Here is an 11326-nt window from a genome sequence, read left to right as displayed (position 1 = left end):
TGAACCCGGGTAAAACGGCGCGGGTTGTGGAGTCGCCGTGAAAGGCCGGTGCGGATGGGTGATCAGCGCGGGGTGACCACCACGTAGGCGGCCGGTGTCCGGTCGGTGGACGCGAGGAGCGCTGTCCTGACCACGCTCGCCGCCTCGTCGATCGCGTCCCGCAGCTCCGCGGGCGTCAGGTGCACCAGGGTGACGCCCAGCGCGTCCAGCCGCTCGCGCTGCCGCGCCGCGCGCGCCCACACGGTGCCGTCGTCCGGCGCGCCGGTCCTGGCGTCCACCACGACGGCCACCGCGTGCTCGGGCCAGTACGCGTCCACCCCGCCCAGCACCGGGCCGCCGGGCAGCCGCAGCCGGACGTTCCACACCGGGTCCGGCAGCAGGCCGCAGCGCACCATCGTGTACAGCCGCTGCTCGGCCGTCGTGCGCCCGGCCTCCCGCAGCGCGGGCAGCGCGGCGGCCACCGGCGGCAGCTCCAGCAGCCCGGCGGCGGCAAGTTCGCGCAGTACCGACGCCGGGTCGGTGTGCCCGGCGCGGACCGCCTCGGTCAGCAGCCGGCGTACGGCGTCGGCGCCGCCGGACCCGTCGCCGGACCCGTCGCCGGATCCGCCGCGCGCGCCCGCGGCCCCGCCCAGGGCGACCGCGCCCACCGTGTCGGCCAGCGCGCGCGGCACGGGCGCGCACGGCAGCCCGCCCACGTCCACCGGCCGCGGCAGCTCCCGCACCCGGTGCACCCGCACGTCCCCGGCGTCCCGCAACCGCCGCTGGTGGGGCACCAGGACGTCGATCACCGGCACCCCGCGCAGCGGCGGCACCGACGCGAAGCGGTGCAGCGCCAGCGCGGCGGGCCCGGTCACCACCGCGTCCCGGGCGCCGCCGAGCGGCCCGTGCGGCCCGTGCGCCTGCGAGGTCCGCCCGGTGTACAGCAGGGCCGCCCTGACCCGCTCCTCGCCGCTGGGCGGCCCCTGGTGCAGCACGTACACCTGGGGCAGCACCTGCTGCCAGGGCCCGCCGTCCCGGCACCACTCGGCGAGTACGGCGGCGCTCACCCCGAGCGCCTTGAGCTGACGTGCCGTCAGTACGCCCTGGGCCGCGGCCGTCAGGCCGTCCGGGGTGCACGGGGAAGGGGAGGAAGGGGGGGTCTGCCGGTTCGCGTTCATGGCCAGGACGTTCCCGTCCGCGCCCCCGCCGCTAACCGCTGTTACCGGCCCGTCGGCAAAGCGGTACGTCCCCGGGCTGAAGTCCCCGCGCGCGGATGCCGACGGGACGCCTTCCCCGGCGGAAGCCGGCCCGGCGGCCCGGCCGCGTCGGCACGTCCGCAACCCCGCGGCCCCGCAAGCCCCCGCGGTCCCGCGCCCGGGTGGACCCGGCCCCCGGCCCCTGCCGCCAGCGCCCGCCGTCCCGACCCGCGGCGGCCGGCCCCGCCCTCGCGGGAGCCCTTCGCGGGAGTCCCCCGCGGGCGCCGGCTCCGGGCGGCGGCTCCCGCCCGGAGCGGCGGCGCGTCAGGTCAGCGGCCCGCGTCGCAGGACTGGGCGCGCAGCGCCCGCGCCAGGTCGTCGCGGGACTCCAGGACGAGGCGGCGCAGGGCCGGGGGAGCGGACGGATGGGCGGCGACCCAGGCGTCGGCGGCCTTCAGCGTCGACTCGCGGTCCTGGAGGGCGGGGAACAGGCCGCGGACCACGGACATGCCGATCTCGATGGAACGGGAGGCCCACAGCCCTTCGAGGGCGGCGAAGTAGGGCGCCACGTAGGGGGCGGTCAGCTCACGGGAGCCCGGCTGGGCGAACCCGGCGATGGTCGCCTCGACCAGCGCGTTGGACAGCGTGTCAAAGTCCACCACGTCGGCCCAGGCCGCCGCCTTGACCTCGGCCGACGGCCGCGCCGCCAGGCAGCGCACCTCGTGCCGGTGCCCGGACGCGGTGTCGTCCCTGGCCCGCTCGGCGGCGATCGCCGCCGTATCGGCCGCGCCCTCGGCGGTGAGCGTCTCCAGGAAGGCCCAGCGCAGCTCCTGGTCCACGTCGAGCCCGTCGATCTTCGCGGTGCCGTCCAGCAGCCCCTGGAGCAGTTGGAGGTCGGCCGCCGAGGACGCCACCTCGGCGAGGAACCGCGCCCACGCCAACTGGTGCCCGCTGCCCGGCTCGGCCAGTCGCAGCTCCCGCAGCGCGCCCTCCGCCTGCGCCCCGGCCGCCGCCGCCCGCGCGTCCGGCGCGACGTAGTGCGTCAGCGCGGTCCGCGCCTGCTGGTGCAGGGTCTGGAGCACCCCGATGTCGCTCTCCCGGCCGGCGAACCGCAGCACCAGCTCCAGGTAGTCGCGGGCCGGCATCAGGCCGTCCCGGGTCAGGTTCCACACCGCCGACCAGGCCAGCGCCCGCGCCAGCGGGTCGGTCAGCTCGCCCAGGTGCGCCCGCAGCGTCGCCAGCGAGTCCGCGTCGAAGCGGATCTTGCAGTACGTCAGGTCGTCGTCGTTGACCAGCACCAGGTCCGGCCGCGGCTGCCCGGCCAGCTCCGCCACCACCGTCGAGGCGCCCGCCACGTCCGACTCGGCCCGCGCGTACCGCTCCAGCGTGCCCTGTTCGCCGCGCCGGTACAGGCCGACCGCCACCCGGTGCGGGCGCAGCTCCGGGTAGGCCGGGTCGGCGGTCTGGATCACCGACAGCTCGGTGATCCGCCCCTGCTCGTCGTGGACCACCTGCGGCGTCAGCGAGTTGACGCCGGCCGTCTCCAGCCAGGCGCGCGACCAGCCGGCCATGTCCCGGCCCGAGGTCTCGCCCAGCACCGACAGCAGGTCCGCGAGCGTGGTGCTGCCGTAGGCGTGCCGCTTGAAGTAGCGCCTGGCCGCCTCCAGGAACGCCTCCCGGCCCACGTAGGCGACCAGTTGCTTGAGCACCGAGGCGCCCTTGGAGTACGTGATCCCGTCGAAGTTGAGCTTGGCGTCCTCCAGGTCCCGGATGTCCGCCACCACCGGGTGGGTGGAGGGCAGCTGGTCCGCCCGGTAGGCCCACGCCTTGCGCCGGTTGGCGAAGGTGATCCAGCCCTCGGTGTACCGGGTCGCCTCCACCTGCGACAGGGCGCCCATGAAGTCCGCGAAGGACTCCTTCAGCCACAGGTCGTCCCACCACCGCATCGTCACCAGGTCGCCGAACCACATGTGCGTCATCTCGTGCAGCACGACGTTCGCCCGGTGCTCGTACGACGCCCGGGTGACCTTGCCGCGGAAGACGAACTCCTCCCGGAAGGTGACCAGTCCGGGGTTCTCCATCGCGCCCAGGTTGTACTCCGGCACGAACGCCTGGTCGTACTTCCCGAACGGGTAGGGGTAGTCGAAGTGGTCGTGGAAGAAGTCCAGCCCCTGCTTGGTGACGGCGAAGATCTCGTCCGCGTCGAAGTGCCGCGCCAGCGACCTGCGGCACAGCGCGCTCAGCGGGACGTCCAGCACCGTCCTGTCGTCCAGCGTGCGGGAGTAGTGGTCGTACTCCACGTGGTACGGGCCCGCGAGGACGGCCGTGATGTACGTCGAGACGGGCCGCGTCGGCAGGAACCGGGAGGTCTCGCCGCCGCCGGCCGCGGGCTCCGGCTCGCCGTCGCGGGCGCTGTTGCCGAGCACCGTCCAGCCCGCGGGCGCGGTCACCCGCAGGCTGAACGGCGCCTTCAGGTCCGGCTGCTCGAAGGTGGTGAAGACCCGGCGGGCGTCGGCCGGCTCGTACTGCGTGTAGAGGTAGACCTCGCCGTCCTCCGGGTCCTCGAAGCGGTGCAGCCCCTCGCCGGTCCTGCTGTACGCGCACCGCGCGTCCACCACCAGGGTGTTGCTCCCCTCCAGGCCGTCCAGCGCGATCCGGGCGCCGTCGAAGACCCCGGCCGGGTCCAGCTCGCGGCCGTTGAGCCGCACCGAGACCACCTCGGGCGCGATCAGGTCGGCGAACGACGACGCGCCCGGCTGTGAGCAGCGGAAGTCGACCACCGTCGTGGAGCGGAAGGTGCGCGGCCCCGCCGCCGCGGCCGGCCCCACGGCGGACCGCACGTCCAGCGCGACCTCGTACCGCTCGACGGACAGGATCGCGGCCCGCTCGCGGGCCTCCTCACGGCTCAGGTTCTCGCCGGGCACGGGCGGCTCCTCTTCGTTCGGTCCCTGGCAGGTGGAAGCGGTCGAAAACCCTGTATTCCGGGTGGCCGACCGGTCGGACGCTCCGCATCCTCCCATGGGGGCACATCCGGGGCAGGGGGGAATGCCCGCGCGCCCGTCCCGGTTGACCGCTGACGGGGCGGCCGTGGCCGGCCGGGCCCGTCCGCACCCCGCCGCATCGCCGGTCCGTCATCCGAGGAGCACGCTGTGACCGCCACCGAAACCGCCAAGACCCCAGTCGACTTCTGGTTCGACCCGCTGTGCCCCTGGGCGTGGATGACCTCCCGCTGGATGCTGGAGGTCGAGCAGGTCCGCCCGGTCGAGGTCCGCTGGCACGTGATGAGCCTGGCCGTGCTCAACGAGGACAAACTCGACACCCTGCCCGAGCAGTACGCGAGCTTCCTCAAGGACGCCTGGGGCCCGGTCCGGGTCGCCGTCGCCGCCCGCGAGCTGCACGGCGAGGAGGTCCTCGGCACGCTCTACACCGCGCTCGGCACCCGCTTCCACAACCAGGCGCAGCCCAGGACCCGGGAGACCGTGGTCGCCGCCCTGGAGGAGGTCGGCCTGCCCGCCGAGCTGGCCGACTACGCCGACTCCGACACCTACGACACCGAGCTGCGCGCCTCCCACAAGGAGGGTATCGACAAGGTCGGCCAGGACGTCGGCACGCCCGTCATCGCGGTCCCGGGCGCCGACGGCGAGCAGATCGCCTTCTTCGGCCCGGTCGTCACCCCCACCCCGCGCGGCGAGCAGGCCGCCAAGCTGTGGGACGGCACCCTGCTGGTGGCCTCCGTGCCCGGCTTCTACGAGATCAAGCGCTCCCGTACGGCGGGTCCCAGCTTCGAGTGAGGGCCTTCCGTCATGCCACACCTCGGCCTGGTGACCCTCGTCGTCCGCGACTACGACGAGGCCATCGCCTACTACCGTGACGCCCTCGGCTTCGAGCTCAGGGAGGACACCCCCAGGGGGGACGGCAGCCGCTGGGTCGTCGTCGCCCCGCCCGGTGCCCGCGAGACCGCGCTGCTGCTGGCCCGCGCCGCCACCGCCCAGCAGGCGGGCCGGGTCGGCGACCAGACCGGCGGCCGGGTCGGCCTCTTCCTGAACACCGACGACTTCGACCGCGACTACAAGCGGATGGTCGCCGCCGGTGTCGTCTTCGAGGAGGAGCCGCGCTACGAGCCGTACGGCGCGGTCGTCGTCTTCGAGGACCTGTACGGCAACCGCTGGGACCTGATCCAGCCCGCGTGAGGGTGCCGGCCGGCGTCGGCGCCCGCCACGGCGCCGGCCGCCGGCCCGGGGCGCCCCGGGCCCTGATGGCCGCGCCGCGTCCGCCGTGCGAAACTCGACCCATGCGCGTCTACCTCGGCTCCGACCATGCCGGTTACGAACTGAAGAACCACCTCGTGGAGTGGCTCGTCGCGGCCGGGCACGAGCCCGTGGACTGCGGCCCGCACCTCTACGACGCGGTGGACGACTACCCCCCCTTCTGCCTGCGCGCCGCCACCCGGACCGCCGCCGACCCCGGCGCCCTCGGCATCGTGATCGGCGGCTCCGGCAACGGCGAGCAGATCGCCGCGAACAAGGTGAAGGGCGTCCGCGCGGCCCTCGCCTGGAGCGAGCAGACCGCCACCCTGGCCCGCGAGCACAACGACGCCAACGTGCTGAGCGTCGGGGCCCGGATGCACCCGCGGGAGGACGTGCTCAGGTTCGTCGGCCTCTTCCTGGCCACCCCCTACTCGCACGAAGAGCGCCACCAGCGCCGGATCGACATGCTCACCGCCTACGAGGCGACCGGCGCGCTGCCGCCCATCCCCGCCGGCCACCCCGCGCAGGACTGACGCGCGGCATGCCGGAAGGCCACACGATCCACCGGCTGGCAGCCGACCACGAGGAGCGGTTCGGCGGCCGGGTGGTGCGGGCGAGCAGCCCGCAGGGCAAGTTCTCCGACGCCGCGGCGCTGCTCGACCGCACGGTCATGGAGTCCGCCGAGGCCCACGGCAAGCACCTCTTCCTCGGCTTCGGCCCGCTCGGCTGGGTGCACGTCCACCTCGGCCTGATCGGGAGGTTCGGCTTCGGCGACGGCCCGGCGCCGCCGCCGACCGCGACCGTACGGCTGCGGCTGGCCACCGCCGGGCACCACGCCGACCTGCGCGGCCCGGCCGCGTGCGAGCTGGTCACCGACCCGGAGAAGGCGGCCCTGCACGCCCGGCTCGGCCCCGACCCGCTGCGTCCCGGCGACGACCCCGAGCCGGCCTGGAACCGCGTCTCCCGCTCCCGGGTCACGGTCGCCGCCCTGCTGATGGACCAGCGGATCATCGCGGGCGTCGGCAACGTCTACCGCGCCGAGGTGCTGTTCCGGCACGGCGTCGACCCGTTCCTGCCCGGCCGCGAACTGCCCCGCCCGGTGTGGGACGCCCTGTGGGCGGACCTGGTGGCGCTGATGCGCGAGGGCGTACGCACCAACCGGATCGACACCGTGCGGCCCGAGCACGAGCCCGGGGCGATGGGCCGTCCGCCGCGCAGGGACGACCACGGCGGCGAGGTGTACGTCTACCGGCGGGCCGCCATGCCGTGCCTGGTGTGCGGCACCGAGGTGCGCACCGCCACGCTGGCCGCGCGCAACCTCTTCTGGTGCCCCGGCTGCCAGCCCGCGCGGAGCTGAGCGCTCCCCGCAGGCCGGGCGCGGCCGGGTCCTCACGCCGGACCGGCCGCTCAGAAGCCGTGCGGCAGCCACGGCTCGGGGTCGGTACGGAACGCCGTCGACGCCTCGGCGAGCGCGCCCGGCCGCAGCTCCCGTACCAGGCCGGCCCCGGCCATCGGCGACAGGCCGAAGCCGCCGAGGTAGGCCGCGCCCAGCTCCCTGACCGGCAGCGCCAGTTCCGCCCGGTCCCCGGTCCGCTCGCAGCTCGCGCCCTTGGCGTCGGCGGTCAGCCGCCAGTTCCCGCTGTTCCAGGGGCAGAAGGCGTCCTCGACCGCCAGCACCACGTCCACCGGCGCGCTGTAGGCGCGGGCCGCCAGCGCCGCGCCGACGTCCACCAGCCGCAGGTGCAGACCGTCGCGGTAGCCGAGCCCGCAGCGGCGCACGTCGGAGACCAGGTGCTGCACCGGGTCGTCGGCCGGGCGGTTGTGGAAGGCGATCTTCGACGTGAGGTCGATGGCGGCCAGGAAGTCCCACAGCGCCGCGTACACCACCGGGTCGAGTGCCTCGACGTCGCGCAGCCTGACCGTCTCGTCGGCGCCCGCGAGACTCCACTCGCCGGTCACCGCGTAGCGTGCGTAACCCCGCACCTCGCCGTCCACCTCGGCCAGCAGGCAGTGCAGCGGCCCCGCGCCGTCCCGGCCGCTCGGCGGGTCCAGCGTCGGGCGGGTCTCCCAGCCGGGCTGCCGGGCCAGCATCCCCGGCCGGCCCGCGACGAGCCGGGCGTACACCTCCTCGCAGGCCGCGCGGCCTTCGTGGGCGGCCAGCAGCCGGAACCGCACCCGCTCGGCGCCCGCCGGCACCGCGAACGACACCCGGGTGGTGTCGATCGTGCCGTGCAGCTGCTTGGTGGCGACGCCGTAGCCGAACCGGCCGTAGATCGCGGGCTCGGAGGCGGTCAGCACCGCCACCGCCTCGCCGCGCTCCCGGAAGTCGTCCAGCTGGGTCCGCATCAGCGCGGTCAGCACCCCGCGGCGGCGGTGGGTCGGCTGCACGCTGACCATGGTGACGCCGGGCACCGCCAGCAGCGCCCCCCCGGGCACCGTCATCCGGAACGAGAAGGCACCCGCGGTACCGATCATGTCCGCGCCGTCCCAGACGGTCAGTGTCCGCTCGTACTCGGTGACCCGGCGCCACTGCGCCCGGTCCTCCGGGGAGTCGGCCGGGCCGCCGAAGGCCCGCTCCAGCCGGTCGAACATCGTGTCCCACTGCTCCGGCAGCAATTGCCGCACTTCGGTCGTCATATCTCCTGCCTATCAGCCGCGGTCCCCGGCGGCGAACGTATTTCCGTACCCGTTTTCGCACTTCGCGGCTCATCTCACAGGTCACCCGGCCTGCACGGCGAGCCCGCAGATCGGTAGGGTCGCCGCAACATGGCAAAGCGTTCGGCAAGGGAAGATCTGCGGTTCCGGTGGAGCAGAGGGCTGCACCGGGCCCGGCTCGCCGTGCGCAAGTCCGCCGTCGACTACTTCCGCGGCGACGCCTCGGACTGGACCGGCCTGTCGGTGCTGCTGCTCACCATCCCGGCACTGGCCCTCACCACGGTGGCCACCCCGGTGTGGTGCCCGCCCAACTCCCTGGTGCTGCCGATCCTGGCCGGCGGGCTGCTGCTGCGCCCGTCCAGCCTGCTGCTGGTCTACGCGGGTTCCGCGGTCGCGCTGGTCTGCGAGTCCGCGGTGCTCGGCCCGTACCGGGAGGGCCCGGCCCGGGTCACGCCCGGCACCGTACTGGTGGTCACCGCGGTGGCGCTGGCCGGTCTGATCATCGCCCAGTTCCGGGCCCGGGTCGGGGTGCCCTGGCGGCGCGGCCACACCATGCTGTTCGACCTGCGCGAACGCATCAGGGTGCAGAGCAGGCTGCCGCGGCTGCCCGGCGGCTGGCACGCGGAGATGGCGCTGCGCCCGGCCGGCGGCCAGTCCTTCTCCGGCGACTTCGTGGTGGCCACCCGCAGCTCCGGCGGCCGGGTGCTGGAGGCGGTGCTCACCGACGTCTCCGGTAAGGGCATGGACGCCGCGTCCCGCTCGCTGCTGCTGTCCGGCGCCTTCGGCGGCCTGCTCGGCTCGCTGCCGCCGCACGCCTTCCTCACCGCCGCCAACGGCTACCTGCTGCGGCAGAACTGGGACGAGGGCTTCGCCACGTCGGTGCATCTGGTGCTGGACCTGGAGAGCGGCGACTACGAGCTGCTGTCCGCCGGACACCTGCCGGGGGTCCAACTCCACGCCGGCAGCGGCCGATGGGAGGAGAAGGCCGCGGAGGGCCCGCTGCTCGGGGTCTACGACGGCGCCGTGTTCGAGGGCGTCAAAGGGCGGTTGCGGGCCGGAGACGTCCTTCTGCTGTTCACCGACGGCCTGGTGGAGGCCCCGGACCGGGACATCACCGAGGGCATGGACCGGCTGATCGGCGAGGCGGACCGCTACGTGGCCACCGGATTCCACGGCTCCGCCTGGCGGTTGATCGAGGCGGTCGCCAAGGACGTCAACGACGACCGGGCGTTGCTCGTGGTGTGCCGCGACTGACCCCGGGGAATGGGACCATGGGCCGGACAGGTCCCCGCTGCGGATGGCCGAATGGCACCATGGGGACGGGCGGGGAGGGAGGCGGCGGCACGCGCGGCACGGTCCCCGGACCGGCGAGTCCGGCAAGGAATTACCGAAAGAGGAAGTGATCCGCTGTGGTTGTCTCCCTGTCCGTGGTGCTGCTGCTGGCGATCGTGCTGTTCGTGATGATCAGGAGCAAGTCCATCAAGGTCGGCCCGGCGATCGTGGCGGCCCTCTTCGGGTTCTTCGTCGCCTCGACGAACATGGCCCCGTCCGTCAACCGCTTCCTCACGTCACTTGCCGACACGATCAATCAGATAAAGCTCTGAGACGGGCAGCGCCTGCGGGGCGGCCTCCAGGATGCCGCGCAGGATCTGCGCGGCGTCCGCGCCGTCGGCGCCCGGGGCCCCCGCGGCCAGCAGCGCGGCCAGTACCGCGATCCGCGCCTGACCGGGGCGCAGCGTGCCGGCCAGCAGCGCGCCGGCCGCCGCCAGGTCCACGGCGCCGCCTCCGGTGTACAGCGGGGCGACCGCGCCGGCCGCGACCCGGGTGCTGACCGCGACCAGCACTCCGTCGGCGGTGGCCCTGGCGACGGATCCGGCCACCTGCGGGTTGGCGTTGCCCGCGCCCGTGCCGACCACCACGACGCCCCGGGCGCCGGCCGCCAGCGAGGCGTCGAGCAGGACGGCGTCGCCGTCGCTGTGGTGCATCAGGATGTCCACCCTGGGGGCGGCGGCCCTGGGCGCCGGCAGCGGCAGCGCGGCCGGCCGGCTGCGCCGCCGGCCCCAGCTGACCCGGCCGAACTCGACCCGGCCCAGCGGCAGTCCGTCCGGGTCGCCGAAGGCCCGCGCGTCCACGGTGTGCTTCTTCACGGTGCCGCGGGCGGCGAAGACCTGGCCCGCGAAGACGATCACCGCGCCGATGTCGCGGCCGGTGGCGGCGGTCAGCAGCGCGTCGTAGAGGTTGCCCGCCGCGTCACCGTCCTCGGCGTCCAGCGGCCGCTGGGCGCCGGTGAAGACCACCGGGCGCCGGTCGCGGTGGAAGAGGTCCAGGAAGAACGCCGACTCCTCCAGGGTGTCGGTCCCGTGGGTGACGACCACGCCGTCCACCGAGGGGTCGGCCAGCACCTCGTGCACGGTGTGCAGCAGCCGCAGCTGGTGGTCGGTGGTCAGCCGGGAGCTGTTCACGGTGAACAGGTCCACCACCGTCACGTCCACGCTCTCCGGTACGGCCCCGGCGGCCAGCACCTCCTGCCCCGCGGCCTCGGCCGCGTACCCGTCGCCCTGCCACCGGCTGGCGATGGTGCCTCCGGTGCTGATGACCACGACGTGTCGCACGATGCCTTCGCCTCCAAGGGTGCTGATGGGTGCTGCCCGCCGACACAATGATATGCGCGTAGACCTGCCAGATGATTGCTAATACTCACCGGTATCCGGTCGTTCCGTGCTATGAAGTGCCTTCATGGACGCCATCGACAGAAGTATCTTGCGTGAGCTCCAGGCGGACGGCCGGCTCACCAACCAGGAACTCGCCCAGCGCGTCGGCCTCACCCCGTCCCCGTGCCTGCGCCGGGTGCGCCAGCTGGAGGACGACGGCGTCATCCAGAGCTACCGCGCGGTGGTCAACCCGGCCGCCGTCGCCCGCGGGTTCGAGGTCTTCGCCTCCGTCGAGGTCCGCCGCGACCGCGCCTCCGTGGCCGCCTTCGAGGAGCGCCTGCAGTCCATCCCGGACGTCGTCGAGGCGTACCGCCTCTACGGCGCGCCCGGCAGCCTCCTGCGCATCGCGGTGGCCGACTCCGACGCCTACGAGCGCTTCTGGACCGACCGCCTCATCGCCCTGCCGGGGGTCACCGACGTCAACTCGCAGATGATCATGAAGCGCATCAAGTCCCCCCAGGGCATCCCGGTCGACTGACCCGCGGGAGCGGGCGGAGCCGGGCGGCGGAGCGGACGGCCCGGCCGGGGGCGCAGACCG

General features: G+C 74.4%; 11 protein-coding genes. 7 read left to right on the top strand and 4 right to left on the bottom strand.

Translation table 11 applies throughout. The features are described 5' to 3' along the window. Positions 1-62 precede the first annotated feature (62 nt). Together RLT57_RS08205 and pepN are read right to left on the bottom strand one after the other, a co-directional pair. Positions 63-1157 (bottom strand): hypothetical protein, encoded by a 1095-nt coding sequence (locus RLT57_RS08205; protein WP_311296700.1) that lies wholly within the window; start codon positions 1155-1157, stop codon positions 63-65. A gap of 347 nt (positions 1158-1504) precedes the next feature. Then, positions 1505-4099, bottom strand: coding sequence for an aminopeptidase N (gene pepN, locus RLT57_RS08200; protein ID WP_311296699.1), 2595 nt, complete (start codon positions 4097-4099; stop codon positions 1505-1507). A gap of 225 nt (positions 4100-4324) precedes the next feature. Here pepN and RLT57_RS08195 point away from each other — a divergent pair, with 225 nt between their 5' ends. The 4 genes from RLT57_RS08195 (at position 4325) to RLT57_RS08180 (ending at position 6779) form a co-directional block, all read left to right on the top strand. Beyond that, entirely contained in the window at positions 4325-4966 is a 642-nt protein-coding gene (locus tag RLT57_RS08195) for a DsbA family protein (RefSeq protein ID WP_311296698.1), read from the top strand. Positions 4967-4978: 12 nt separating this feature from the next. After that, the gene (locus tag RLT57_RS08190; RefSeq protein WP_311296697.1) at positions 4979-5365 is read left to right on the top strand and encodes a VOC family protein; all 387 of its coding nucleotides are present in this window, start codon (positions 4979-4981) and stop codon (positions 5363-5365) included. Positions 5366-5466: 101 nt separating this feature from the next. Further along, entirely contained in the window at positions 5467-5955 is a 489-nt protein-coding gene (locus tag RLT57_RS08185; RefSeq protein WP_311296696.1) for a ribose-5-phosphate isomerase, read from the top strand. Between the two features lie 8 nt (positions 5956-5963). Beyond that, the gene (locus RLT57_RS08180) at positions 5964-6779 is read left to right on the top strand and encodes an Fpg/Nei family DNA glycosylase (RefSeq protein ID WP_311296695.1); all 816 of its coding nucleotides are present in this window, start codon (positions 5964-5966) and stop codon (positions 6777-6779) included. Between the two features lie 50 nt (positions 6780-6829). Here RLT57_RS08180 and RLT57_RS08175 read toward each other — a convergent pair whose 3' ends face one another. Continuing rightward, positions 6830-8059: a GNAT family N-acetyltransferase gene (locus RLT57_RS08175; protein WP_311296694.1), complete on the bottom strand. Its 1230-nt coding sequence runs from the start codon at positions 8057-8059 to the stop codon at positions 6830-6832. Positions 8060-8188: 129 nt separating this feature from the next. Here RLT57_RS08175 and RLT57_RS08170 point away from each other — a divergent pair, with 129 nt between their 5' ends. Both RLT57_RS08170 and RLT57_RS08165 read left to right on the top strand, forming a co-directional pair. Continuing rightward, entirely contained in the window at positions 8189-9331 is a 1143-nt protein-coding gene (locus RLT57_RS08170) for a PP2C family protein-serine/threonine phosphatase (protein ID WP_311296693.1), read from the top strand. Between the two features lie 155 nt (positions 9332-9486). Continuing rightward, a complete protein-coding gene (locus RLT57_RS08165) occupies positions 9487-9681 on the top strand; it encodes a hypothetical protein (RefSeq protein ID WP_311296692.1) in 195 nt (64 codons plus the stop codon). Here RLT57_RS08165 and RLT57_RS08160 read toward each other — a convergent pair. Further along, complete coding sequence (locus RLT57_RS08160; RefSeq protein WP_311296691.1) at positions 9646-10689, bottom strand: asparaginase domain-containing protein; 1044 nt, start codon at positions 10687-10689, stop codon at positions 9646-9648. The genes RLT57_RS08165 and RLT57_RS08160 overlap by 36 nt on opposite strands. A 124-nt stretch (positions 10690-10813) precedes the next feature. On the opposite strand from RLT57_RS08160, the gene RLT57_RS08155 reads away from it, so the two are divergent. Beyond that, positions 10814-11266, top strand: a complete 453-nt coding sequence (locus RLT57_RS08155) for an Lrp/AsnC family transcriptional regulator (protein ID WP_311296690.1) — start codon at positions 10814-10816, stop codon at positions 11264-11266. The last annotated feature ends 60 nt before the right edge of the window (positions 11267-11326 follow it).

It is taken from the genome of Streptomyces sp. ITFR-21 (assembly GCF_031844685.1).
Taxonomy (GTDB): Bacteria; Actinomycetota; Actinomycetes; order Streptomycetales; family Streptomycetaceae; genus Actinacidiphila.
This window is presented reverse-complemented; position numbering and strand designations above follow the sequence as displayed.

What these genes read in the sequence shown, in the direction of transcription:
- RLT57_RS08155 (WP_311296690.1), top strand. Translation starts at nt 10,814, where the DNA reads ATGGACGCCATCGACAGAAGTATCTTGCGTGAGCTCCAGGCGGACGGC.
- RLT57_RS08170 (WP_311296693.1), top strand. Translation starts at nt 8,189, where the DNA reads ATGGCAAAGCGTTCGGCAAGGGAAGATCTGCGGTTCCGGTGGAGCAGA.
- RLT57_RS08180 (WP_311296695.1), top strand. Translation starts at nt 5,964, where the DNA reads ATGCCGGAAGGCCACACGATCCACCGGCTGGCAGCCGACCACGAGGAG.
- RLT57_RS08190 (WP_311296697.1), top strand. Translation starts at nt 4,979, where the DNA reads ATGCCACACCTCGGCCTGGTGACCCTCGTCGTCCGCGACTACGACGAG.
- RLT57_RS08175 (WP_311296694.1), bottom strand. Translation starts at nt 8,059, where the DNA reads ATGACGACCGAAGTGCGGCAATTGCTGCCGGAGCAGTGGGACACGATG.
- RLT57_RS08205 (WP_311296700.1), bottom strand. Translation starts at nt 1,157, where the DNA reads ATGAACGCGAACCGGCAGACCCCCCCTTCCTCCCCTTCCCCGTGCACC.
- RLT57_RS08185 (WP_311296696.1), top strand. Translation starts at nt 5,467, where the DNA reads ATGCGCGTCTACCTCGGCTCCGACCATGCCGGTTACGAACTGAAGAAC.